General features: G+C 36.7%; 23 protein-coding genes. 21 read left to right on the plus strand and 2 right to left on the minus strand.

Going from position 1 to position 24,359, the window contains the following annotated elements:
* The first annotated feature begins 10 nt into the window (after nt 1–10).
* The 6 genes from rlmN to spoVM all read left to right on the plus strand — a co-directional run bounded on the left by rlmN (nt 11) and on the right by spoVM (nt 5,695).
* A complete protein-coding gene (gene rlmN / locus BKP35_RS15310) occupies nt 11–1,084 on the plus strand; it encodes a dual-specificity RNA methyltransferase RlmN (protein WP_071314241.1) in 1,074 nt (357 codons plus the stop codon).
* A 3-nt stretch (nt 1,085–1,087) separates the two neighbouring features.
* Nucleotides 1,088–1,858, plus strand: a complete 771-nt coding sequence (locus BKP35_RS15315) for a Stp1/IreP family PP2C-type Ser/Thr phosphatase (protein WP_071314242.1) — start codon at nt 1,088–1,090, stop codon at nt 1,856–1,858.
* The gene (gene pknB / locus BKP35_RS15320) at nt 1,848–3,839 is read left to right on the plus strand and encodes a Stk1 family PASTA domain-containing Ser/Thr kinase (protein ID WP_071314243.1); all 1,992 of its coding nucleotides are present in this window, start codon (nt 1,848–1,850) and stop codon (nt 3,837–3,839) included. Before BKP35_RS15315 ends, pknB begins: the two co-directional genes overlap by 11 nt.
* Nucleotides 3,840–4,721 carry a ribosome small subunit-dependent GTPase A gene (gene rsgA / locus BKP35_RS15325; RefSeq protein WP_071314244.1) on the plus strand — a complete coding sequence of 294 codons (882 nt, stop codon included), beginning with the start codon at nt 3,840–3,842 and terminating at the stop codon, nt 4,719–4,721.
* Nucleotide 4,722: 1 nt separating this feature from the next.
* Nucleotides 4,723–5,367, plus strand: coding sequence for a ribulose-phosphate 3-epimerase (gene rpe, locus BKP35_RS15330; protein ID WP_071314245.1), 645 nt, complete (start codon nt 4,723–4,725; stop codon nt 5,365–5,367).
* Between the two features lie 247 nt (nt 5,368–5,614).
* Complete coding sequence (gene spoVM / locus BKP35_RS15335) at nt 5,615–5,695, plus strand: stage V sporulation protein SpoVM (RefSeq protein ID WP_071309810.1); 81 nt, start codon at nt 5,615–5,617, stop codon at nt 5,693–5,695.
* A gap of 74 nt (nt 5,696–5,769) precedes the next feature.
* Here the strand turns inward: spoVM and rpmB are convergent, their stop codons facing one another.
* Nucleotides 5,770–5,958, minus strand: a complete 189-nt coding sequence (gene rpmB / locus BKP35_RS15340) for a 50S ribosomal protein L28 (RefSeq protein WP_071314246.1) — start codon at nt 5,956–5,958, stop codon at nt 5,770–5,772.
* A 563-nt stretch (nt 5,959–6,521) separates the two neighbouring features.
* Between rpmB and BKP35_RS15345 the strand changes: the two genes are divergently transcribed.
* The 12 genes from BKP35_RS15345 to rnc all read left to right on the plus strand — a co-directional run bounded on the left by BKP35_RS15345 (nt 6,522) and on the right by rnc (nt 18,232).
* Nucleotides 6,522–6,884 carry an Asp23/Gls24 family envelope stress response protein gene (locus BKP35_RS15345; RefSeq protein WP_071314247.1) on the plus strand — a complete coding sequence of 121 codons (363 nt, stop codon included), beginning with the start codon at nt 6,522–6,524 and terminating at the stop codon, nt 6,882–6,884.
* A 24-nt stretch (nt 6,885–6,908) separates the two neighbouring features.
* Complete coding sequence (locus BKP35_RS15350) at nt 6,909–8,588, plus strand: DAK2 domain-containing protein (protein WP_071314248.1); 1,680 nt, start codon at nt 6,909–6,911, stop codon at nt 8,586–8,588.
* A gap of 25 nt (nt 8,589–8,613) precedes the next feature.
* Nucleotides 8,614–9,474, plus strand: coding sequence for a DegV family protein (locus BKP35_RS15355; protein WP_071314249.1), 861 nt, complete (start codon nt 8,614–8,616; stop codon nt 9,472–9,474).
* A 371-nt stretch (nt 9,475–9,845) separates the two neighbouring features.
* Nucleotides 9,846–10,511 (plus strand): L-serine ammonia-lyase, iron-sulfur-dependent subunit beta, encoded by a 666-nt coding sequence (gene sdaAB / locus BKP35_RS15360; protein WP_071314250.1) that lies wholly within the window; start codon nt 9,846–9,848, stop codon nt 10,509–10,511.
* 59 nt (nt 10,512–10,570) lie between these two features.
* A complete protein-coding gene (gene sdaAA, locus BKP35_RS15365; protein ID WP_071314251.1) occupies nt 10,571–11,455 on the plus strand; it encodes an L-serine ammonia-lyase, iron-sulfur-dependent, subunit alpha in 885 nt (294 codons plus the stop codon).
* Nucleotides 11,456–11,457: 2 nt separating this feature from the next.
* Entirely contained in the window at nt 11,458–13,494 is a 2,037-nt protein-coding gene (gene recG, locus BKP35_RS15370; protein ID WP_071314252.1) for an ATP-dependent DNA helicase RecG, read from the plus strand.
* An 83-nt stretch (nt 13,495–13,577) separates the two neighbouring features.
* Nucleotides 13,578–14,171, plus strand: coding sequence for a transcription factor FapR (fapR, locus tag BKP35_RS15375; protein ID WP_071314253.1), 594 nt, complete (start codon nt 13,578–13,580; stop codon nt 14,169–14,171).
* Nucleotides 14,155–15,144: a phosphate acyltransferase PlsX gene (gene plsX, locus BKP35_RS15380; RefSeq protein WP_071314254.1), complete on the plus strand. Its 990-nt coding sequence runs from the start codon at nt 14,155–14,157 to the stop codon at nt 15,142–15,144. Before fapR ends, plsX begins: the two co-directional genes overlap by 17 nt.
* A gap of 17 nt (nt 15,145–15,161) precedes the next feature.
* The gene (gene fabD, locus BKP35_RS15385) at nt 15,162–16,109 is read left to right on the plus strand and encodes an ACP S-malonyltransferase (RefSeq protein WP_071314255.1); all 948 of its coding nucleotides are present in this window, start codon (nt 15,162–15,164) and stop codon (nt 16,107–16,109) included.
* Nucleotides 16,109–16,852, plus strand: a complete 744-nt coding sequence (gene fabG / locus BKP35_RS15390; protein WP_071314256.1) for a 3-oxoacyl-[acyl-carrier-protein] reductase — start codon at nt 16,109–16,111, stop codon at nt 16,850–16,852. The genes fabD and fabG overlap by 1 nt, the downstream gene beginning before the upstream one ends.
* 220 nt (nt 16,853–17,072) lie before the next feature.
* Complete coding sequence (gene acpP, locus BKP35_RS15395) at nt 17,073–17,306, plus strand: acyl carrier protein (RefSeq protein WP_071314257.1); 234 nt, start codon at nt 17,073–17,075, stop codon at nt 17,304–17,306.
* Between the two features lie 158 nt (nt 17,307–17,464).
* Nucleotides 17,465–18,232, plus strand: coding sequence for a ribonuclease III (rnc, locus tag BKP35_RS15400; protein WP_071314258.1), 768 nt, complete (start codon nt 17,465–17,467; stop codon nt 18,230–18,232).
* Between the two features lie 135 nt (nt 18,233–18,367).
* On the opposite strand, the gene BKP35_RS15405 is transcribed toward rnc, so the two are convergent.
* Entirely contained in the window at nt 18,368–18,592 is a 225-nt protein-coding gene (locus BKP35_RS15405) for a DUF1128 domain-containing protein (protein ID WP_071314259.1), read from the minus strand.
* A gap of 435 nt (nt 18,593–19,027) precedes the next feature.
* Between BKP35_RS15405 and smc the strand changes: the two genes are divergently transcribed.
* The 3 genes from smc to BKP35_RS15420 all read left to right on the plus strand — a co-directional run bounded on the left by smc (nt 19,028) and on the right by BKP35_RS15420 (nt 24,347).
* Nucleotides 19,028–22,594 carry a chromosome segregation protein SMC gene (gene smc, locus BKP35_RS15410; RefSeq protein WP_071314260.1) on the plus strand — a complete coding sequence of 1,189 codons (3,567 nt, stop codon included), beginning with the start codon at nt 19,028–19,030 and terminating at the stop codon, nt 22,592–22,594.
* Between the two features lie 112 nt (nt 22,595–22,706).
* Entirely contained in the window at nt 22,707–23,696 is a 990-nt protein-coding gene (ftsY, locus tag BKP35_RS15415) for a signal recognition particle-docking protein FtsY (protein ID WP_071314261.1), read from the plus strand.
* 321 nt (nt 23,697–24,017) lie between these two features.
* A complete protein-coding gene (locus BKP35_RS15420) occupies nt 24,018–24,347 on the plus strand; it encodes a putative DNA-binding protein (RefSeq protein ID WP_071314262.1) in 330 nt (109 codons plus the stop codon).
* The last annotated feature ends 12 nt before the right edge of the window (nt 24,348–24,359 follow it).

Here is a 24,359-nt window from a genome sequence, read left to right on the forward strand (position 1 = left end):
GTGTCAATGAATGATAGAAATGGAAACGGATACGGAAAAAACATCGATTTTTAGTTTAGATTTTGCTACTTTAGAGGCTTGGTTAAAAGATCACAAAGAGCCAAAATTTCGTGCTGGACAAATCTTTGATTGGCTTTATAAAAAAAGAGTAACATCTTTTGAGGGAATGACAAACTTATCAAAGGATTTACGGGATAAGTTGGCGAATAACTTTAATTTAACAACGTTAAAAACGTTAACCAAACAAGAAGCGAAGGATGGGACGATTAAATTTTTATTTGAACTTCATGATGGCTACTCGATTGAAACGGTTGTTATGCGTCATGATTACGGTAACAGTGTTTGTGTGACGACCCAAGTAGGCTGTCGTATTGGTTGTACTTTTTGCGCTTCAACGTTAGGAGGCTTAAAACGGAATTTACAAGCTGGGGAGATCGTTGCTCAAGTCCTAGAGGCCCAACGTTCTTTAGATGAAGTTGAAGAGCGTGTAAGTTCGGTTGTTGTTATGGGTATTGGTGAACCCTTTGATAATTATGACCCGTTAGTTGCCTTTTTAAAAACGATTAATCATGAAAAAGGGTTAAATATTGGGGCAAGACATATCACTGTTTCTACTAGTGGGATCATTCCAAAAATTTATGATTTTGCGAATGAGAAATTACAAATCAATTTTGCTATATCGCTTCATGCTCCTACAGCTGAAATAAGGAGTAAGTTAATGCCGATCAATAAAGCTCATTCAATAGAAAAACTTATGGATGCAGTTCGTTATTATATAGATAAAACAGGGCGTAGAATTACGTTTGAGTACGGTTTGTTTGGTGGAGTGAATGATCAGCGCGAACATGCGGAAGGACTTGCAAAGTTAATAAAAGGTATAAAATGTCATGTAAACTTAATTCCTGTTAACGATGTTTTAGAGAGAGATTACGTGAGAACATCTAAAGAGGATATATATAAGTTTGAAAAAATATTAAAAGCTCATGGAGTCAATGTTACCATTCGTAGAGAACAAGGCCATGATATTGATGCAGCGTGTGGTCAATTAAGAGCTAAGGAACGTAAAGACGAAACGAGGGGATAATCGATGGAAGTAGCATTTAAATCAGATGTAGGACAAATTAGGTCGCATAATGAGGATAATGGTGGTTTTATTCATAATAAGGAAGGTTTTGTGCTAGCTGTAGTTGCGGATGGCATGGGGGGGCATCAAGCTGGTGATGTAGCTAGCCAAATGACGATTGAAATATTATCAAATAAATGGCGAGAGACCGAAGCTTTATCAACACCGACGAGTATCGAGGCTTGGCTTAATGAGGCTGTGAATGATGTAAATGCTCAAATATTCGAACATGCCAAAAATAATCCACAATGTCAAGGGATGGGAACTACGTTAGTAGCTGTTGTATGTACGAACCAATTTATTACTTATGCCCATATTGGTGATAGTCGAGCGTACTTAATGAATGGTGAAACGTTTATCCAAAAAACGATAGATCATTCACTTGTGAATGAGCTAGTACGCTCTGGCCAAATTACTGAATTAGAAGCTGAAAACCACCCTCGTCGTAACGTGTTACTACGAGCGTTAGGAACTGAGGAAAAAGTAAAAATAGATATTGAGACAATAAATTGGGATGAAGGAAGTTTTATACTACTATGTTCTGACGGGCTGTCAAATAAAGTAACTGATGAGGAAATGTTTCAAGTTATACAAAAAGAGGCTACTAGCTTAGACGAAAAAGTGACAACATTAGTAACGATGGCAAACGAACGTGGTGGCGAGGATAATATTTCGATCGCCCTCGTTTATCATAACGGCTCTGAAACAAATGATGGTGATGTCGATGATAGGTAAAAGAATTAATGACCGTTATCAAATTTTAGAAACGATTGGTGGCGGAGGGATGGCTAACGTGTACAAAGCACATGACGTCATCTTGAACCGGAATGTAGCTGTAAAAGTTTTGCGACCGCAATTTTCAGATGATGAAGAATTTATACGAAGGTTTAGACGAGAAGCTCAAGCGGCTACTAGTTTATCGCATCCGAATGTTGTTAGTATTTATGATGTTGGTGAAGAAGATGATTTGTATTATATTGTGATGGAATATGTAGAGGGTTTAACGTTAAAACAAATGATCCAACAACGTGGGGCCTTACCTATTGAGGAAACTGTAAATATTATGTTACAAATTTCATCTGCGATTGCTCATGCCCACTTAAACCACATTGTACATCGAGATATTAAACCACATAATATTTTAATTAGTGAAAAAGGGGAAGCGAAAGTTACTGACTTTGGAATTGCTAGAGCAATGACTTCTGCAACGATTACACATACGAACTCAGTAATGGGCTCTGTACATTATTTATCACCAGAGCAAGCCCGCGGAGGGATGGTGAATGAAAAATCGGATATCTACTCATTAGGGGTTGTTTTATATGAAATGGTTACCGGGAGTGTGCCATTTTCAGGTGATACGGCAGTGTCGATCGCTATTAAGCATCTACAAACGGAAGTTCCTTCACCAAGAAGAATTAATCCAGCTTTACCGCAAAGCATTGAAAATATTATTTTAAAATCAACGGCAAAAGATCCTTTTCATCGTTACAGTAGTGTAACAAAGATGGAAGAAGATATAGATACGGCTTTAGAGCCGCATCGGTTTAATGAGAAAAAGTTTGTTGTTCCGACGGATGACGAAGATGCTACGAAAGCGATTCCGATCATTAAAGAAAATCATTTTATGGATGAAGATCAAACAAAAATAGTCAAGCCTTATAATGTGAGTGAACCTGAAAATAATAAACATGAAATTAAGAAAAAAAGAAAATGGGTACCAATTATACTTATCACTTTTCTTTTAGTCATCGGATCAATCGTTGCAGCTTTTTCAATTGTTCCTAGACTTCTTCATGTTGATGAAGTAACAATACCAGACGATTTAATCGAAATGGAGTATGAAGAAGCATTTCAAGAGCTCACCTCTTTAGGGTTAGTTGTTGAAAGAGAAAATAAGCCTCATGATGAGATAGAGGAAGGGCGTGTTGTAAGGCATACCCCAGGTGGAGGGAGAGTCGTAAAAGTTGGAAGCGAGGTCACTCTAGTTGTTAGTGAAGGTAAAGAAAGAATAGAGATGATCGATGTTACGATGATTGATAAAGACTTAGCGATGAGAAGGTTACTTGAGCAAGGTTTTAAAGAAGAAAATATCATTAAAAACGATGAAGAAACCGATGAATATGATGTGAATACGGTATTCAATCAAATTCCCCGAGTTGATTCACTAGTTATTCCAGATGAAACAACGGTTATCCTCACGTATAGTGTTGCAGAAAAAGTTAGATTAGATAATTTACAAGGTGATACGCTAGAAGAAGTTTTAGCTTATTTACAAAGCCAAGGTTTATCTGCTGATACTACGGAGGAACGTTACTCTGAACGTTTCCCTAAAGGTACAGTAATAGACCAATCCCCAGATAGAGGCACTTATGTAGAGAAAGGCACCGTTGTAGAGCTCGTTTTTTCTTTAGGACCAGAACCTGAACCTGAACCTGAGCCGATAAGTACAATAATGGAAGTGTCCGTCGATGTATCTGAGGCTGACCAACTTGTCGGAAATGTTTATTACGTGACGATTACTTACAACGATTCAACGACAGACGGTCATGTTAACTCTAAGTATGTTGATGAACCTATTAGTGAATTAACAACGTTTGAAATTCCTGTAACGATTAACCCTGATGAAGTGGCAGAAGCCATTGTTTATATAAGAGGTGAAGATGAATACACAACTTACGTGTTAACATATGAAGAAGCCATTAAGGAGGATTAAATGCCTGAAGGAAAGATTATTAAAGCGCTAAGTGGGTTTTATTACGTTGAAAACAATGGTGAAATATTTCAATGTAGAGCTAGAGGAAACTTTCGAAAAAAGAAGATCACCCCTTTAGTAGGTGATATTGTCAAATTTGATGCCGAAAACAATACTGACGGGTACATTTTAGCATTAAAAGGACGTCATAATGAATTAGTGCGCCCCCCGATTGCCAATGTAGAACAAGCCATTTTAGTATTTTCGGCAATGGAGCCTAAATTTAGTACGCATCTATTAAATCGTTTTTTAGTCCATATTGAAGCAAATGATATTGAGCCAATTATATGTGTAAGTAAGATTGATTTACTAAAAAGTGAAGAACGGTCACGAATTGACCAGTATATCTCTGATTATCAACAGTTAGGATATACGGTGCTTCAAACTTCGATTTTTATTGAAGATTTAATTGAAGAAGTGAGGCCTTGGTTGAATGAAAAGACAAGTGTTTTTGCAGGGCAATCAGGTGTTGGTAAGTCGTCGTTACTAAATGCATTAAAGCCTGAGTTGAATTTGGAAACGAAAAAAATTTCTACGCATTTAGGTAGGGGAAAGCATACGACAAGGCATGTTGAACTTATTCCGATCGGCACCGGATTAGTAGCGGATACACCTGGTTTTAGTTCATTAGATTTTACAAATATAGAAGTAGAAACACTTTCTGACTCCTTTCCAGAAATGAGAGAACTGGCATCGCTTTGTAAGTTTAGAGGTTGTACGCATTCTTCGGAACCTCAATGTGCAGTGAAGCAATCGGTAGAAAAAGGCGAAATCACTGATTATCGCTATAAAGATTATTTAAGTTTTTTAGAAGAGATTAAACAACAAATTCGGAGGTACTAAAATGATAAAGATCGCACCGTCAATTCTGTCTGCGGATTTTTCAAAGCTTGGAGAAGAAATTAAAGATGTTGAAAGGGGAGGAGCAGATTATATCCATGTAGATGTAATGGATGGTCATTTTGTGCCGAATATTACGATTGGTCCATTAATTGTTGAGGCGATACGTCCGGTTACTACGTTACCGTTAGATGTTCATTTAATGATTGAAAATCCTGATCAGTACATTCCTCAATTTGCGAGTGCTGGTGCTGATATAATTACAGTCCATGTTGAAGCTTGTCCCCATCTTCATCGAACGATTCAATTAATTAAAGAAAATGGTGCTAAAGCAGGTGTTGTTTTAAACCCTGCAACACCTGTAGATACTATTCAACATATTATAGAAGATCTCGATATGGTGTTACTTATGACGGTAAATCCAGGATTTGGTGGGCAAAAGTTTATTAAACAAGTACTACCAAAGATTTATGCAGTGAGTGAGATGGCTAAGTCGAAAAATTTATCAATTGAAATTGAGGTAGATGGTGGCGTGAATAAAGAGACGGCGAAATTGTGTATCGAAGCAGGAGCAAATGTTTTAGTGGCTGGTTCCGCGGTTTATAATGAATCAGATCGTGCTCAGGCGATAAAAGCGATTAGAGGTTAATTTTAGCTTGTATTTTTTCATATACAAGTACTTAATGATTACTCCTCGGCATATGAATGGTGGTAGAGAAGTACGGTTAGACAAACTATGAACTATAAATGAATAAAAGGTAAAGGCGAAAATTTCACTAAAAAAAATAGGTACTATTTCTAAAAAGGTGAATATACTTATAATAACTGAGGACTTTTATTCTTTATTCATTTGGTAGTACCGTTAACGACGAATCCCATGTTGAGGAGGGAGATTTATGAAATTTTATACGATTAAGTTACCCAAGTTTTTAGGTGGATTTGTAAGGGCGATTTTAAATTCATTTAAAAAAGGTTAAACACAAAAAAGCACCGCTATGGGTGCTTTTTTGTTGCGCTATGGAAAATAGTAAACTTATTAGTTTTATCTAAATTATACGCGCTCAACTTTTCCAGATTTTAAAGCTCTAGCAGAAACGTACACACGTTTAGGCTTTCCATCTACCATAATACGAACTTTTTGTACGTTCGCACCCCACTTACGCTTCGTTTTGTTCAATGCGTGTGAGCGTTTGTTTCCAGTACGAGCTTTTCTTCCCGTAATTACACATTTACGTGCCATGATTGCACCTCCTTGTAAACCATGAGATGACACTCAAATTCATCTTATAAATACTTGCTAATATTAGCATAGTAAAAAAAAGAATGCAAGAGGTTTTAAAATAATTATCAAGGAGAGATACTTGACACCTTTATAATTAAGATAATTAAGATAATTAAGTAAATGTTTTAGGTATGATAGGATATATTAATAATAGGTGTAATGTTGGTTAGTTGGTTAGTTGAAAGTTGGAAAGGTAAGTACTACTGGACTTTTACATAATAGTTGGTGACGGCTGGCATGCTACCATGGGGGATCAAAAAAGGCGAATGATTTCGTGAACGAGCCTCTGAGATTCGAAAGAAGGTCACAGCGAAGTGAAGGAAATCATTCGCCTTTTCCACATTAGATGGTGGCGGTTGGCATGCTGGCTTTTTGTATGAAAAAGAACAAATGATTGTCATATTAACATTTATGCGAATTGTCTTATTGTTAACGAATTAAACAAGTTTCTTTTAAAATTTGGTTGATTATAGTAAAATGTGATTAGCCATGAAGATACAATCTAAAGGGGGATTTCGATCATGTCAATTAAGATGAAAACACAATTAGGTGTAATTGATGTTTCAAAAGAAGTTGTAGCCGTTATTGCCGGTGGTGCTGCTATAGACTGTTACGGGATTGTAGGCATGGCATCCCAAAAGCAATTAAAAGATGGACTTACTGATTTGTTAAAAAAGGAAAACTTTACAAGGGGCGTTATCATTCGTGAAGAAGAGGAAGAAATTCATATTGATATGTATATCATCGTAAGCTACGGAACTAAAATCTCTGAAGTAGCGCATAACGTCCAAACAAAAGTAAAATATCAGCTAGAACAAATGTTAGGAATAACTGTTGATTCAGTGAATATTTTCGTTCAAGGAGTCAAAGTGACAAACCTATAGAGTGCGTTTAAAGGAGGAGCATTAGTGACACTTAAGAGTTTACAGGGTGATAAAATAGCCCAAATGTTTATAGTGGGTGCAACTAATTTATCAAACAATGTTAAATTAGTTGACTCGTTAAATGTATTTCCAGTTCCCGATGGTGATACGGGAACAAATATGAATTTATCTATTACATCAGGGGTTAAAGAAGTAAAGAAGCAAACCCCAGAGCATGTTGGAAAAGTGGCTGGAGCTTTTGCAAAAGGATTATTAATGGGAGCACGAGGAAACTCTGGAGTTATTTTATCACAATTATTCAGAGGGTTTTCTAAGTCAGTTGAAGGAAAAGAGGAGTTATCTAGTAAACAGTTTGCCGAAGCGTTTGCTGCTGGGGTGGAAATGGCTTATAAAGCCGTAATGAAGCCTGTAGAGGGGACGATATTAACGGTTGCTAAAGACTCTGCGAAAAAAGCTCAAGAAGAAGCTAAAAGAACGGACGACATCATTTCAATTATGGAAGCTACACTTACTGAAGCAAAGGCTTCTTTAGAGCGTACGCCCGACTTATTACCAGTTCTTAAAGAAGTAGGGGTTGTCGATTCTGGAGGAAAAGGTCTAGTTATTATTTATGAAGGGTTTTTAGCAGTATTAAAAGGTGAAAAACTCGTTGATCTAGATCAAGATGTTCCTTCCATGGACGAGCTTGTGGAAGTGGAGCACCACTCAAATGCACAAAGCTTTATGTCAACTGAAGAGATTGAATTCGGTTATTGTACGGAAGTAATGGTAAAGTTCGAGGAAGATAAAATCAAACAAAATCCTTTTGATGAGGTAGCTTTTAGAAATTTATTAGATAACCATGGCGATTCATTACTAGTTGTCTCGGATGAAGATTTACTTAAAATACATATTCACGCAGAACAACCAGGTGATGTAATTACGCATGCTCAAAAGTACGGTAGTTTAATTAATGTCAAAATTGAGAATATGCGTGAACAGCACACTCACCTACTCGATGAAACGAAAGAAGTCTATGAAGAAAAACCAATAACAAAAAAAGAAAAAGCTGAATTTGGTATTATTACAGTTGCAATGGGTGAAGGGATTTCTAAAATGTTTAAAAGTTTAGGGGCAGGAATCGTCATTGAAGGCGGTCAAACAATGAACCCTAGCACTGAAGATTTTGTTAAAGCGATCTCGGACTTAAATGCTAAAAATGTTGTAATTTTACCGAATAACAGCAATATTATTATGGCTGCTGAACAAGCTGCTTCAGTTGTAGAAGAAAGTGTGGTCGTTGTAGCTTCAAAAACAGTACCCCAAGGGCTTGCTGCACTTTTAGCTTTTAATCCGGGAGCGGATCTACAATCTAATGCAGAAGATATGAGAGGGGCTCTATCGACTGTAAAAACAGGGCAAGTTACGTTTGCAGTACGAGATACAAGCATTGATGGCATTGAAATTAAAAAAGATGATTATATGGGGATTGCTGAAAAACAAATCGTTTCTTCTGGACCTGAACGAAAAGTGGTAACACAATCATTGTTAGAAACGATGATTGATGATGAAACAGAGATTTTGACCATTATTCGTGGAGAGGACACAACAGAAGCTGAAACTGAAGCACTTGTAACTTTTGTAGAGAGCGAATTTGAAGATGTAGAAGTAGAAGTATACGAAGGTAATCAACCGCTTTATTCTTATATTTTTTCTGTAGAATAAATGGATGTGAGGAGGAAGTTGTTTTATGGCAAACGTGAAAGTAGTCACGGATAGTACGGCTGATTTACCAAAATCTTTACTAGAAGATTTAGATATTACTGTCGTTCCATTAAAAGTTCTTTTTGGAGAAGAGGAAACATACGAAGATGGGGTCGACCTTTTCGCTAGTGAGTTCTATGAAAAATTAGCAGCGAACGATGTAATTCCAACAACTTCGCAGCCGGCTCCTTATCAATTCGAACAAATTTATAATGATATAGCTAAGAATGAAGTGGGTGCAGAGGTTATTTCAATCCACATCTCATCAAAATTAAGTGGTACATATCAATCTGCATTTATTGCAAGTGATATGGTAAAAGACAACATAAATGTTACTGTTGTTGACTCAAAGCGAGCATCTTACGCCATTGGAATTATCGTTGTTGAAATAGCTAAGTTGGCAAAGTCAGGTGCTTCTAAAGAGCAATGTATGGAACGATTAAATGAACTTTTAGAAGAAACGACCGTATATTTTATGGTTGATACTTTAGAATATTTGCAAAAGAATGGGCGGATCGGAAAAGCATCTGCTGTCTTAGGTTCCTTATTAAAAATTAAGCCGATACTTTCACTGAATTCTGATGGTGAAGTTTTTCCTTATGACAAAGTTCGTGGTCAGAAAAAAGCGTTGGCGAAAATTTATAGCTTCTTTGAGAATGATTTTGGTAAACAACCTATTCACGTAGGAATATCTCATGCTAATGACCGTGATCTTGCAGCTGAAATTATGTCACAAATGCACAATCAATTTACGGTTAGTTCTGAGGTCATTACCGAGATTGGACCTGTAATTGGCGCACATGTTGGTCCAGGAACTATTGCTATATCAGTTACATTTGCAAAATAAAAATGTTATATTAAAAAGGTGTCACGCGCATCAAATTACGATTTTGTTACTTTTAAAGTAATGAAATAAGTATGATGCTATCGTGGTACCTTTTTTTGTGGGCTAGTTGGTTTGTTGATTAGGCCTTGCCCCTTGCCCCCGCTTGACTTTTATTGTAGATGATACCGAATAATCGTTATGAGGGTATTTTATAAAAAAGGCGGATGATTTCGTGAATGAGCGTTCTTTATGCACACTGCTTTCGTAGTTTTGTGTAGTTGAATTATTTCAATATAAAGAATTATTGTTTTGTAATAACAAAATGCAGTATATAGATTATAATAGAATTACCTATAGTAATGTTAGAAACAATAAATGATAGGGGGATTATCATGAAGTATAGAACGGTTTTTGATATTATCGGTCCTGTTATGATTGGTCCATCTAGCTCACACACTGCTGGAGCTGCAAGGATTGGCAGAGTCGCTCGAACGTTATTAGGAAAACAGCCAAAGTGGGTTGAAATTTCTTACTATGGTTCCTTTGCTAAAACATACAAAGGGCATGGAACTGATGTCGCAACTGTTGGCGGATTATTAGACTTTGATACTTTTGATCAAAGAATTAAACATTCTTTAGAAATTGCTAAAGAATTAGGGGTCAGCATTACAATACAAGAAGAAGACGCAGTGCCTGACCACCCAAATACAGCAAAAATAAGGCTAGGAACAAACGATAAAGACGCGTTAGAATTAGTTGGAATATCTATCGGTGGGGGCAAAATAGAAATTGTCGAGTTAAATGGTTTTCTTTTGAGATTATCTGGAAACCACCCTGCGATATTAGTCGTTCATAATGATCGTTACGGAGTTATTGCTAGTGTGTTAAATGTATTAGCTAAACATGAAATAAATATCGGGCATATGGAAGTTTCTCGTAAAGAAAAAGGAAAAGATGCTTTGATGGTTATCGAAGTTGATCAAAATGTTGATGAGCATCTTTTAGGAGAAGTTTCATCCTTACCGTATATTTCTAAAGTGACAAAGATCCATGATTAAGAATTTTAAATTTAAAATTAAAACTCAAAACTCAAAACTCATTTGATGGAGGTAAGTAAATGTTTCGTAATGTTGCAGAGTTAGTAGAAATCGCTGATAATGAAAACATCTTAATCTCTGATGTAATGATCAAACAGGAAATGGAAGTTACTGAAAGAAGTTTCAATGAAGTTTTTGAACAAATGAATAAAAATTTATTAGTGATGGAAGAAGCGATTGAAAAGGGGATTAATGAAAAAGTAACATCTGTTTCAGGTTTAACTGGGGGAGATGCTGTACTTTTACAAAAATATATTAAATCCGGCAAGTCATTAGCAGGAGATTTCCACCTTGATGCCGTAAGTAAAGCAATAGCTACTAATGAAGTGAATGCAGCGATGGGGACGATTTGCGCAACTCCTACAGCAGGGTCTGCTGGTGTAGTCCCAGGGACACTATTTGCGCTAAAACATAAAGTGAAACCGTCCAGGGATCAAATGGTTCGCTATTTGTTTACGAGTGGAGCCTTTGGCCTTGTAGTAGCAAATAACGCTTCGATTTCTGGTGCGGCTGGTGGTTGTCAAGCGGAAGTTGGATCTGCTACTGGAATGGCCGCAGCTGCCATTGTAGAACTTATGGGTGGTACCCCTAAACAGTCAGCCCATGCTATGGCAATTGCATTAAAAAATATGCTCGGCCTTGTTTGTGATCCTGTTGCTGGCCTAGTCGAAGTACCTTGTGTAAAAAGAAATGCAATGGGGGCATCTAATGCGATAGTAGCTGCAGATATGGCTTTGGCGGGTATTGAAAGTCGCATTCCTTGTGATGAAGTCATTGATGCAATGTATAAAATCGGTCAATCGATGTCATTAGATTTACGAGAAACAGCTGGAGGAGGTTTAGCGGCTACTCCAACAGGGAGAGAGCTAGAAGCGAAAATCTTTGGAGCTAGCCCGATAAAATAATTATGTTAAATAGTCCGGTTACAATTGTAAAAGGGATTGGAGAAGAAAAAGCAAAAGATTTACAAACATTAGGGATTTTCACTGTGAAAGATTTAATTGAATATTTTCCGTATCGCTATGAAGATTATCGGCCGAAAGATATTTCCGAATTAAAGCATGAAGAGCGTGGAACGATTGAAGCAACTATCCAAAGTGAACCTGTCGTACGTTTTTATGGGAGGAGAAAATCTAAGTTATCACTCAAAGTTTTAGCGGGAAATGTTCTTTTTACGGCCGTTTTTTTTAATCAACATTTTATAAAAACAAAATTAGTTGTTGGAACTCGGGTAACACTAACTGGTAAGTGGGATCAGCATCGTTTAACATTAACAGTAAATGAATGTAAAATTGGTGCCTCCACTCAAACGGATCGATATGAACCTGTTTATTCAGTAGGTGGGAAAGTGACTGTAAAGTCTTTAAAAAAAATGATCCATACGGCGATCGAACAGTTTGGTCATGAAATCAATGAAAATCTTCCAGTTCATTTCCTCAAAGAGTATAAATTATTAGAAAGAAAGTATGCGCTTTATAAATTACATTATCCAAAAAGTTTTGAAGATGCAAAGCACGCTAGACGTCGAATGGTTTATGAGGAGTTTTTGCTGTTTCAACTAAAAATGCAGGCGCTAAAAAAGTTTCATCGTGAAAATCGTGGTGGCAGTTCTATTAGCTATAAAGAAAACGAGCTAAATATCTTTATAAATAAACTTCCATTTCCTTTAACCTCTGCTCAACAAAAAGTAGTGTCTGAAATATTAACTGATATGTCATCTTCTTTTCGAATGAATCGCTTATTACAAGGGGATGTAGGTTCGGGGAAAACAGTCGTTGCGGCGATATGTTTATATGCTACTGTAACTGCACAGTTACAAGGAGCTTTAATGGTGCCTACTGAAATACTAGCCGAACAACATTTTCACTCTTTGAATGAGTTGCTAGAGCCGATAGGGTTGAAGGTTGAGTTATTAACGGGATCTGTAAAAGGTAAAAAGCGTAAAGAAATTTTAAATCGACTTGAAGAAGGAGAAGTGGATGTTCTTATTGGGACTCATGCGCTAATCCAAGAAGAAGTGAATTTTCACCGTCTCGGTCTAGTAATTACCGATGAACAGCATCGCTTTGGTGTTGAACAAAGACGAACTTTACGTAACAAAGGTCAAAATCCTGACGTCCTGTTTATGACAGCAACGCCGATTCCTAGGACGCTTGCAATTTCAATATTTGGAGACATGGATGTTTCAACGATTGATGAAATGCCGGCAGGTCGAAAACCGATTCAAACGTACTGGGCTCGTCATGAAATGTTAGAAAGAGTGTTAACTTTTGTAGAAAAAGAGCTTGAAAACGGAAGACAAGCATATGTGATTTGCCCCCTTATTGAAGAATCGGAAAAGTTAGATGTACAAAATGCGATAGAAGTTCATACGCAATTACAACAATATTTCAAAAGTTATAACGTGGGCCTAATGCACGGGCGTCTGCATTCTAGTGAAAAAGATGAAGTAATGCAACGTTTTAGTAAAAATGAACTTCACATCCTTGTTTCAACTACCGTCGTTGAAGTTGGAGTGAATGTACCGAATGCAACCATGATGGTTATATATGATGCAGAGCGTTTTGGTTTATCGCAACTTCACCAACTTAGAGGTCGAGTAGGTCGTGGAGAAGCACAGTCATATTGTATTTTATTAGCAAACCCAAAAAGTGAAGTTGGGAAAGAACGGATGAAAATTATGACTGAAACTAATGATGGCTTTGAGTTATCGCAAAGAGATTTAGAGTTAAGAGGTCCGGGAGATTTTTTTGGTCAAAAACAAAGTGGCTTACCACAATTTAAAATCGCTGATATGATTCATGATTATCGCGCTCTGGAAGTAGCTAGAAATGACGCGACAAAACTAGTTTCTTCAAAAAGTTTTTGGGAAGACCCCGAGTATAAATCATTAGTGGTTTACTTAGAAGAAGAAGGCGTATTATCTGGAGAAAAAATCGATTAACTAATTTTTTTATTGAAATTGAAATACAATTTTTATATACTACTTTTAGTACCTAGTCATATAAGCTTGGACGGTGTGGAAAGATGAAACGATCAAAAAAGGAACGACAACAATTATTAAATCAAAAGATCAATGAAAATCCATTTATTACAGATGAAGCACTCGCTGAGGCATTTAGCGTTAGTGTACAAACAATACGGTTAGATCGTTTAGAACTTTCGATACCTGAGTTAAGAGAGCGTATTAAGCATGTTGCTGAAAAGCAATTTGATACGGTAAAAGCGTTGGAAATTGAAGAAGTGATCGGGGAAATTATTGACTTACAACTTGATCAAAGAGCGATTTCCATTTTAGATATTGGACCTGAACACGTTTTTTCGAAAACGAAAATTGCTAGAGGTCACCACGTTTTTGCTCAAGCGAACTCGTTAGCAGTAGCGATTATTGACGATGAGTTAGCGTTAACTGCGAAGGCGAATGTTCGTTTCGCAAGAAGGGTTCAACAAGGAGAGCGAGTTGTCGCCAAAGCTAAAGTTGCAAAGCATGAAAAAGAACGTACGAAAGTCGAAGTAAATAGCTATGTTGAACAAGAATTAGTATTTTCTGGAGAATTTCATATGTATCGTTCGGACAACCGTATGGAAGGAGAGAAAGGTGCACATGAGGATCGCGATTGATGCCATGGGTGGTGATCACGCTCCAAAAGAAATTGTTAAAGGAGCGTTAGCTGCAATAAAGCAATATCAAGATATTGAAATAACTCTTATCGGCAATGAAAGTTTAATTAACGAACACCTTACCGATAAAACAAGAATTACGATTATACATACAGAAGATAAAATTGATTCAACAGATTCTCCCGTTACTGCTATTCGCAGAAAGAAAAATTCGTCAATGGTTTTAGCGATTAAAGAAGTTAAGGAAGGACGAGCTGATGCCTGTATTTCCGCAGGAAATACAGGAGCACTCATGACAGGTGGCGTTTTGATCGTCGGACGAATTAAAGGGATTGAGCGCCCCGCGCTAGCGCCAATGCTTCCTACATTCAATGGTGATGGGTTTTTACTAATTGATGCGGGAGCAAATATGGATGCAAAACCAGAACATTTACTGCATTACGGAATAATGGGAAGTATTTATATGCAAAAAGTTCGTAATATTAAAAGTCCAAGAGTAGGCTTACTAAATGTTGGTACTGAGGATGATAAAGGAACTGAACTCACTAAAAAAACGTTTGAGCTGTTAAAAGATGCAAATGTAAACTTTATAGGTAACGTTGAAGCTCGTGACTTATTAGAGGGTGTTGCTGATGTCGTCGTTTGTGATGGTTTTAGTGGAAATGTAGTTTTAAAAACAATTGAAGGAACTGCTTTATCGTTATTTTCTTTATTGAAGCAAGAGTTGACAAGTTCCTTTTTTAATAAGCTAGCTGCAGGAGCATTAAAGCCTAGCTTTAAAAAAATTAAAAGTCAAATGGACTATACTGAATACGGTGGAGCGAGCCTTTTTGGATTACAAGCTCCAGTTATTAAAGCGCATGGATCATCAAACGAAAATGCAATCTTGAATTCGGTAAGACAAACACGCTTGATGTTAGAAGAAAAAGTAGTTGAAACAATTAAAGAAGATGTAGTTAAAAACGATGCTTAAAAGGAGGGAATAGTAACATGGGTAAAATTGCTTTCTTATTTCCTGGTCAAGGTTCACAAGTAGTTGGAATGGGAAAAACACTACGTGATGAAAACGAAGCTGTTGCAGCCATCTTTAAAAGAGCTGACGAAACGCTTGATGTAGAATTATCAAAAATTATCTTTGAAGGACCAGAAGAGGAATTAACACTTACGATTAATACGCAACCGGCACTACTAACAACAAGTGTGGCTATATTAGAGGCTTTTTGCGCTCATAACATTACTGCAGATTATGTAGCTGGCCATAGTTTAGGTGAGTATAGTGCTCTCGTTAGTGCAGGGGCACTTTCCTTTGAAGACGCCGTTTATGCGGTTCGTAAAAGGGGAGCGTTTATGGAAGAAGCTGTTCCGGCGGGTGTTGGAGCGATGGCTGCAATTTTGGGCATGGATCGTGAATTGTTAACTGAGATTACAGAGGAAGTTTCCAAAAGCGGAAATGTTGTCGAACTAGCAAATATGAATTGTCCAGGGCAAATCGTTATCTCTGGCTCAAAACAAGGTGTCGAAGAGGCGTCTCAAGTTGCAAAAGAAAAGGGAGCACGAAGAGTGATACCTCTACAAGTGAGTGGGCCATTCCATTCATCATTAATGAAGCCAGCGGCTAATAAGCTTCAAGAAGTTTTAGATACGTTACAAATAAAAGATGCTACTCCTCCGGTTGTCGCTAATGTATGTGCGACGGAAGTAACAAAAGCTGAAGATATAAAGCAAAAGCTTATTGAACAAGTGTATTCACCAGTATTATGGGAAGACACAGTAAAATATTTGCTGAACCAAGGTGTTGATACATTTATTGAAATCGGTTCAGGAAATGTTTTATCTGGTTTAGTAAAAAAAGTAAATCGTAGAGTAAAGGTATATGCGATCAACGACCGTGAAACGATGGATAAAGCAATCGAAAGTTTAAAAGGAGGGAATACTTAATGCTAAATGGAAAGGTAGCTCTTGTTACAGGAGCATCACGAGGGATCGGCAGAGCGATTTCCTTGCAACTTGCTAAACAAGGAGCAAAAGTTGCAGTAAACTACGCAGGAAATGAAGCCAAAGCAAATGAAGTAGTTGAAGAAATTAAAGCCCTTGGTGGTGAAGCGATTGCGATTAAAGCTGATGTTGCCAATGTAACTGACGTAGATGCAATGGTTAAAGAAACGATTAAAACGTTTGGTTCTTTAGAAATCCTTGTGAATAACGCTGGTATAACACGTGATGGCTTAATTATGAGAATGAAAGAAGAAGATTGGGATGCTGTTATTAACACGAATTTAAAAGGTGTGTTTAACTGTTCGAAAGCTGTAACAAGACAAATGATGAAGCAACGCTTCGGTAGGATTGTTAATATTTCTTCGGTTGTCGGTGTATTAGGGAACGCTGGTCAGGCAAACTATGTTGCAGCAAAAGCAGGTGTGATCGGCTTAACAAAATCATTAGCTAGAGAATTGGCGAACCGAAACATTACAGTGAATGCTGTTGCGCCTGGTTTCATTGAAACTGACATGACTGATGAGTTGTCAGAAGATGTGAAGCAAGAATTGTTAAAGCAAATTCCGCTCGCTAAGCTGGGACAGGCAGAAGATATTTCTGCAGTAGTACGTTTTCTCGTAAGCGATGATGCCAATTATATGACAGGTCAAACATTACATGTCGATGGTGGAATGGCAATGAACTAATTGTTTAATATCTTGTTTTATCCTATAATGTGTACATAGGTTTTTAATTGAGTGAATTTCATAATTACCTAAAATGAGCTATATCAAACTATATGTAGTTGCGAGCGGTTTAACGCAACTACATACAGATACTTAATGGCGACAATATTGAATTATGAAATTCATTAATTAAGTATGGATTATAGATATAAATAATCTATTTTTGAGAGGGGGTGAACTCATGGCAGACGTATTATCAAGAATCACAAAAATCATCGTAGACCGTCTTGGAGTTGATGAAGCTGAAGTAAAGGCTGAAGCTACCTTCAAAGAAGATTTAGGAGCGGATTCACTAGACGTAGTAGAACTAGTGATGGAACTTGAAGATGAGTTTGATTTAGAAATTTCTGATGAAGATGCAGAAAAAATTGCTACTGTTCAAGATGTTGTTAATTACATAAACAGCCACCAGTAGGTTAATAACATGTGAGGATGATTGAACTTGGACGAGCATATTCTTATGTTCGTCCACTACAATTGATCATCCTCTTTAAATAGTTTTGTGAAAAAATAAGGACTTTTTCACTTGTAAGAAGTCTTTCATAATACGCATGAAAGGTTCTGGAGGTTACTATGCAACAATCTTCAAGGAAAATCCGCAGAAGAACATCGAAACGTTCTGAAAAACGAATTCAGTTAACAGGAGCACAAAGATTAAAGTTTGAAAAAGTGTTGGAAAAATTTGGTGTTCAGTTTAAAAATGAACGGTTAATTATTCAAGCATTTACTCATTCATCCTATGTGAATGAGCATCGCATTCGCCCGTTCGACGACAATGAACGGTTAGAGTTTTTAGGAGATGCAGTGTTAGAGTTAGCGGTTTCTCAATACTTGTTTAAAAAATTCGAGACAATGAGTGAAGGTGAGATGACAAAGCTAAGAGCTGCTATTGTTTGTGAACCGTCGCTTGCAAAATTTGCCATCGATTTAGCGTTTGGAGACATTGTACTTTTAGGTAAAGGTGAGGAGATGACTGGGGGAAGAGAACGCCCAGCACTTTTAGCTGACGTATTTGAATCTTTTGTTGGTGCGCTATATTTAGACCAAGGATTAGAGGCTGTTTACCAATTTTTAAGCAAAACAATATATCCTAAAATTGATGAAGGTGCTTTTTCTCATATGATGGATTTTAAAAGCCAATTGCAAGAATTTATTCAAAGAGATGGGCTTGGAACGATTCAATATCATATTGTTCAAGAAAGAGGCCCAGCACATGCTCGGGAGTTTGTATCCGAAGTGATATTAAACGACAATAAATTAGGGTTAGGTGTTGGAAGATCTAAAAAAGAAGCTGAGCAGCAAGCTGCGCAAAAGGCTTTACAAAAACTAACAGAAAAATAACCTGAAAAAGAGGTTGAATCAAATACTCACGATACAGAACATTTAAAACGAATTATCCTTTAAATGTTTTATGTAAGTGTGAGCTATTGTTTTAACCTCTTTTTATATTATCCCAAGGCGCATCCGCTTTTCTTATTACTTTTTACGAAGGTTTCCTAACTCTGATATAATAGCATCAATTTCACTGACGCTAAAAGATGTTTTACTCATGATCATTTCGTAAATATCTAATAGATCTTCATAGTTTTCTGTATCAAAACTTTCCGGCCTCATTGCTCCGCTATTTACTACTTGTAACTTCTCTTTAATATTTGTAATCATAAATTCAATATTTTCGCGGTTATTCTCTTTTAAATTCATTAATAATACGCATCCTCTCTTAAGGTGATGAATTTATATAGCTAAGTTTTATGTAAAAGTTGGGTTTGTTGCCTACCGCCTGACTTATACTTCATAGATGTTGACGGTTATCGTCATGAGCGTTTTTTATGAAAAAAGGCGGGTGCTTTTGCGAACGAACGTCTGAGATTCGTTAGAAGGTCAAGGTGAAGTGAGGGAAAGCACCCGCCTTTTCCATCTTTGGTGGTTACGTTTTTCGCCAGATGGCGGCAGGTAAGCCGACATAAAGGTTTTGTATGAAACTAGCTATATATAGTTATTGTACCACCTTAATAAAGATTTTCATAAAATTTTTAACTAATAGTGTAAACATCATCACTTTATCTAAAAAGATATGATAAAATAGACAAGTTAAAGATATTGATTAACACTATACAATTATAATGAGGTGGAAGTATGTTCCTCAAAAGGTTAGATATTGTCGGGTTTAAATCCTTTGCTGAACGGACATCAATAGATTTTGTACCAGGTGTAACGGCTGTGGTCGGACCAAATGGAAGTGGAAAAAGTAATATTTCCGATGGAATCCGTTGGGTGTTAGGGGAACAGTCAGCAAAGTCACTTCGTGGAGCAAAAATGGAAGACATTATATTTGCAGGTAGTGATACGAGAAAACCGTTGAACTTTGCTGAACTTACGTTAACTTTAAATAATGAAGATCATCATTTAGCCATTGATTACAGTGAAGTGAGTGTAACAAGGCGTGTTTATCGTTCTGGAGAAAGTGAATATTATATTAATAAACAAAGTTGTCGCTTAAAAGATATCCATGAACTATTCATGGATTCGGGATTAGGTAGGGAAGCGTACTCTATTATTGGCCAAGGGAAGATTGAAGAAATTTTAAGTAGCAAATCAGAAGAGCGACGAGTTATTTTTGAGGAAGCCGCAGGAGTTTTAAAATATAAGACAAGAAAGTTGAAGGCTGAAAGAAAGTTAGCGGAAACTCAGGAGAACTTATATCGCGTTGAAGATATAATACATGAATTAGAAGGTCAAGTTGAACCTTTAAAAATTCAAGCATCGATGGCTAAAGATTACCTAGAGAAGAAAGATGAGCTAAAGAAAGTTGAAGTAGGATTATTAGTTTACGAAATTGAACAGTTACATAATCAGTGGCAACAGCAAAAGCAAAAAGTTGAGCAACTTTCTTATGAACAAGTAGAAATTTCTTCACAAATACAAGTCGAAGAAGTAAAGGTCGATGACTTTCGTGAAAAAATACAAGCGATTGATGAATCTATTAATGATCTTCAAGACGTACTTTTACGTACTATTGAACAACTAGAGAAAAATGAAGGACAAAAAGAAGTTTTAAAAGAAAGAAAAAAAAATTACGACCAAACAAAAGAAGATTTAGTTGAAAAGATCAATAATTTCAAAGCGAAAAAAGTGACTCTTGAAGAAAGTGTAAAATTAGAAAACGAAAAGCTTATACAGTATAAAGATCAGTTAAATAGTACAAGTAAACAATTAAGTGAAGAATTGAAAGTTCTTGCATCACTAGAAGAAGATATTGAAACTGACCTTGAAAGAATGAAGGCTGATTATATTGAAGTTTTAAATGAACAAGCGTCGATTCGCAATGAAATCAGGTATTTACAGGAACAATTAGAGCAAAGAAAACAAAAAAGTTTTTACTTAGACAATAACAATAGCGCTTTATTAGAACAAAGAGATAATTTGTTAAAAAATGAAAAATTATTAAAAGAAAAAGTTCTCAAAAAACAACAATCTATAAATGAGCATGCACTGAAGTTAGGAAATACTAATAAGCAGCTGGAAAGTTTAACGGAAAAGTTTGAACAAATGGAAGTTCAACTTTTTGAGGCTGTCGGTTTTGTTCAAAAAATCCGCTCTCGTAAAGATGTGTTAGAAGAGATGCAAGCCGACTTTTCTGGCTTTTTTCAAGGGGTAAAAGAAGTACTAAAAGCAAGAGGGGAGAAATTAAAAGGGATCGAGGGAGCGATTGCCGAGCTTATTAATGTACCGAAAAATGTTGAACTTGCAATTGAAACAGCTTTAGGTGGTGCGATGCAACATGTTGTTGTCGGTACAGAAGAGAATGGTAGGCAAGCTATTCAATTTTTAAAGAATCACCGTTTCGGGCGCGCAACATTCTTACCTTTATCGGTCATTAAAGCTAGAGATTTTTCACCATACGATCGCCAAAAACTACAAAATCACCCTGCTTTTATAGGTGTTGCTGTTGATCTTATTAATTTTGAAGAAAAGTACCGTTCGGTTATTTCTAATTTGCTAGGTCATGTCATTGTTGCTAAAGATTTAGTAGGTGCCAACGAATTAGCTAAATTACTTCATTATAAAAATCGTATTGTAACTGTTGAAGGTGATGTCGTTAATCCTGGTGGTTCAATGAGTGGTGGGAGTATAAAACAAAAAGGCAGCCAGCTTTTAGGACGCCAACGTGAACTGGATGAGTTAATAACTAAACTTGCGCAAGTAGAAAAGCAAACAGAATTGATGGAAAATAAAGTTAATGAACTAAGAGTAGAGAGGCAAACGAAAGAAGTTTTATTAGAGAGCTTACGAAAAGAAGGAGAACAGCTCCGAACTGAAGAGCACGAATTGAAAGCAAATCTCCGTGAATATGAAATTGAAGTTAATAATTTAAATGAACGCTTGTCTTTATACGATAAAGAGAAAGCTAATTTTGATCATGAAGTTATTGAAATAGAAAAGAAAATAGCTTTACTTAACGAAAATTTAGTTAAAACAGAACAGTTAAAAGAACAGTTAGATCATCAAGTGAAAACATTGACTGAAAAAAAGAAAACACAACAAACATCAAAACAATCACTAAATGAATTTATTACCGAGCTAAAGGTTAAAGTAGCAAAAGAAGAAGAACAGTATCGAAATCAAAAAGAGCGGGTAATTACGTTAGAAAAAGAGCAATCAATGTTAGAGCGCGAGTTAAAGGAAACTGAGGAGGGATATTGGCTTTTAGAGAGAGAAATGAATAATAACACAAATGGAGAAGAATCTCTTGATGAAATGATAGAAAAGAAACGTTACGAAAAAGACCTTACTTTCAAGTTTATCCAAGAACGACGGCAAGAAAGAATCGACATACAAAATGCTCACGACGACTTAGAAAGAGAGCTAAAGGAAAAGAAGCGCAACCAAAAACAGCTAGCTGATTATCTCCATACAGAAGAAGTGAGGGTTACCCGTTTGGATGTTGAACTTGAAAACCGTCTAAAGAAGCTATCAACTGACTATGAAATTAGTTTTGAAGCAGCTAAAGCAAAATACCCTTTACCGGATGATGCTAAGGCTTCAAAAGAAAGAGTAAAGCTCATTAAACTAGCGATTGATGAGTTAGGGACAGTTAACTTAGGTGCAATAGATGAATATACACGCGTGTCAGAGCGTTTTTCATTTTTAACAGAACAAAAGGGAGATTTACAAGAAGCAAAAGAAACACTATTCCAAGTGATTAAAGAAATGGATCTAGAAATGTCAACTCGCTTTGAAGCAACGTTTTTACAGATAAAAAGTCAGTTTCAAAATGTGTTTAAAGAGCTTTTCGGTGGAGGGCAAGCTGACCTTCAACTTAATCATCCAGACAACATTTTGGAAACCGGTGTCGATATCGTAGCTCAACCCCCAGGGAAAAAACTTCAACATTTAGCATTGTTATCAGGAGGCGAGCGAGCATTAACCGCCATTGCACTTCTTTTTGCCATATTAAAGGTTCGCCCGGTTCCGTTTTGTGTGTTAGATGAAGTGGAAGCAGCATTAGATGAAGCAAATGTAAGTAGATTTGCCAATTATTTAAAAGATTTCAGTAAAGAAACTCAATTCATCGTTGTTACACACCGGAAAGGAACGATGGAAGAGGCGGATGTTTTATACGGCGTGACGATGCAAGAATCTGGTGTGTCAAAGTTAGTATCAGTCAGGTTAGAAGAAACGAGTGAATTGATTACTACTTAGTTTTGAGATAAGAGAGTTTTGAGTGAAGAGTGTTGAGTGATGAGTTGGTGAAAACCAAACCTCGAAGCGAAGCTTTCAAAACTCAAAACTTTAATACTTAGGAGGAATTAAAATGAGTTTTTTCAAAAAGCTTAAAGAAAAAATCACACAGCAAACAGATACAGTAACAGAGAAGTTTAAAGACGGTTTAACGAAAACGAGAGACTCTTTTGTAGGTGCAATGAATGATCTCGTAAAAAATTATCGTAGTGTAGATGAAGAATTTTTTGAAGAGTTAGAAGAGCTTTTAATAAGTGCAGACGTTGGTGTAGTTACAGTGATGGAGCTTATTGACGAATTGAAAGATGTTGCTAGAACACGTAATATCAAAAGTTCTGAAGAACTCCAACCTGTTATTTCTGAAAAACTTGCTGAGTTATTACAAAAGTCAGAAGAAGATACGAGAGTAAACATTCAAGAAAATGGAATGACTGTTATTTTGTTTGTCGGAGTTAACGGAGTAGGAAAAACGACGACGATAGGAAAGCTAGCAAATAAATATAAACAAGAAGGAAAGTCTGTTCTCCTTGCTGCTGGTGACACTTTCCGAGCTGGAGCTATCGAGCAACTTGAAGTTTGGGGAGAGCGCGTCGGTGTAGATGTCATTAAGCAACAATCAGGCTCAGATCCGGCCGCGGTAATGTTTGATGCTGTTCAAGCCGCTAAGTCGCGCGGTGTAGATGTTCTTTTATGTGATACTGCCGGTCGCCTGCAAAACAAAGTGAACTTAATGAATGAACTTGAAAAAGTAAAGCGAGTAATTGAGCGAGAAGTTCCTGGCGCTCCTCATGAAGTTTTACTCGTTTTAGACGCAACTACTGGGCAAAATGCGATGAATCAGGCGAAAACATTCGGCAAAGCGACCGATGTATCAGGAATTGTTTTAACAAAGCTCGATGGAACAGCAAAAGGTGGAATTGTTTTAGCCATTCGCCATGAGTTAGATATCCCAGTAAAATTCGTCGGTTTAGGAGAAAAAGTCGACGATCTCCAAGAATTTGAAGCAGAACAGTTTGTTTACGGCTTGTTTTCTGAAGTGTTAGAAGAAGCGGAGACGGAGTAATTTAAATGTAAAATTTACAATTTACAATTTAAAATTGGCTGTAGGTTATGCTACAAAGCGTTACTTTCACTAATTTTGAATTTTGAATTGTAAATTCAAATACTTTTCAAGATGTCTGGTTGCGGTGGCTAGGTCCTCGAAAACTTCACCTCCCCCCAAAAGGCAAAAAGCGCCTTGTGGGGTGAAGGCTCCAGTTTTTGTCGGACCTGAGCAAGCCACCTTCACTTTTCGTATCTGTTAAGAAAAAAACTTGACACTAATTTCACTGTCGTGTATTATGAATACTTGTAAAGGGATTTCACTTAACAGGGGGTTGTTTTCGTGTTAGAAAAAACGCTGAGAATGAATTATCTTTTTGATTTTTATCAAAGCTTACTAACTACGAAGCAACGAAAATACATGGAATTGTATTACCTTGACGATTGGTCGTTAGGTGAAATTGCTGAAGAATTTGAAGTTAGTCGTCAAGCCGTTTATGATAATATTAAGAGAACTGAAAATATGCTGGAGGAATACGAAAAGAAATTAAACCTTTTCTCTAAATTCCAAGAGCGTACGAAGCTTATTGAAAATTTGAAAACGGCGATAGAGAAAGACGTACCGAATAAAGATATATTATTGATCGTCGATTCTCTTGAGAGGTTAGACTAGGAGGCGACAAAT

The sequence above is a fragment of the Anaerobacillus arseniciselenatis genome (genome assembly GCF_001865995.1).
In the GTDB taxonomy this organism is placed as follows: domain Bacteria; phylum Bacillota; class Bacilli; order Bacillales; family Anaerobacillaceae; genus Anaerobacillus; species Anaerobacillus arseniciselenatis.

Excerpts from the sequence above, each read along its gene's own strand:
- sdaAA (WP_071314251.1), top strand. The coding sequence starts at position 10,571 with ATGTTTCGTAATGTTGCAGAGTTAGTAGAAATCGCTGATAATGAAAAC.
- BKP35_RS15315 (WP_071314242.1), top strand. The coding sequence starts at position 1,088 with ATGGAAGTAGCATTTAAATCAGATGTAGGACAAATTAGGTCGCATAAT.
- acpP (WP_071314257.1), top strand. The coding sequence starts at position 17,073 with ATGGCAGACGTATTATCAAGAATCACAAAAATCATCGTAGACCGTCTT.
- spoVM (WP_071309810.1), top strand. The coding sequence starts at position 5,615 with ATGAAATTTTATACGATTAAGTTACCCAAGTTTTTAGGTGGATTTGTA.
- BKP35_RS15355 (WP_071314249.1), top strand. The coding sequence starts at position 8,614 with ATGGCAAACGTGAAAGTAGTCACGGATAGTACGGCTGATTTACCAAAA.
- fabG (WP_071314256.1), top strand. The coding sequence starts at position 16,109 with ATGCTAAATGGAAAGGTAGCTCTTGTTACAGGAGCATCACGAGGGATC.
- ftsY (WP_071314261.1), top strand. The coding sequence starts at position 22,707 with ATGAGTTTTTTCAAAAAGCTTAAAGAAAAAATCACACAGCAAACAGAT.
- rpe (WP_071314245.1), top strand. The coding sequence starts at position 4,723 with ATGATAAAGATCGCACCGTCAATTCTGTCTGCGGATTTTTCAAAGCTT.
- plsX (WP_071314254.1), top strand. The coding sequence starts at position 14,155 with ATGAGGATCGCGATTGATGCCATGGGTGGTGATCACGCTCCAAAAGAA.
- BKP35_RS15345 (WP_071314247.1), top strand. The coding sequence starts at position 6,522 with ATGTCAATTAAGATGAAAACACAATTAGGTGTAATTGATGTTTCAAAA.
- smc (WP_071314260.1), top strand. The coding sequence starts at position 19,028 with ATGTTCCTCAAAAGGTTAGATATTGTCGGGTTTAAATCCTTTGCTGAA.
- fabD (WP_071314255.1), top strand. The coding sequence starts at position 15,162 with ATGGGTAAAATTGCTTTCTTATTTCCTGGTCAAGGTTCACAAGTAGTT.
- rsgA (WP_071314244.1), top strand. The coding sequence starts at position 3,840 with ATGCCTGAAGGAAAGATTATTAAAGCGCTAAGTGGGTTTTATTACGTT.
- pknB (WP_071314243.1), top strand. The coding sequence starts at position 1,848 with ATGATAGGTAAAAGAATTAATGACCGTTATCAAATTTTAGAAACGATT.
- rpmB (WP_071314246.1), bottom strand. The coding sequence starts at position 5,958 with ATGGCACGTAAATGTGTAATTACGGGAAGAAAAGCTCGTACTGGAAAC.
- fapR (WP_071314253.1), top strand. The coding sequence starts at position 13,578 with ATGAAACGATCAAAAAAGGAACGACAACAATTATTAAATCAAAAGATC.
- BKP35_RS15405 (WP_071314259.1), bottom strand. The coding sequence starts at position 18,592 with ATGAATTTAAAAGAGAATAACCGCGAAAATATTGAATTTATGATTACA.
- rlmN (WP_071314241.1), top strand. The coding sequence starts at position 11 with ATGATAGAAATGGAAACGGATACGGAAAAAACATCGATTTTTAGTTTA.
- sdaAB (WP_071314250.1), top strand. The coding sequence starts at position 9,846 with ATGAAGTATAGAACGGTTTTTGATATTATCGGTCCTGTTATGATTGGT.
- recG (WP_071314252.1), top strand. The coding sequence starts at position 11,458 with ATGTTAAATAGTCCGGTTACAATTGTAAAAGGGATTGGAGAAGAAAAA.
- rnc (WP_071314258.1), top strand. The coding sequence starts at position 17,465 with ATGCAACAATCTTCAAGGAAAATCCGCAGAAGAACATCGAAACGTTCT.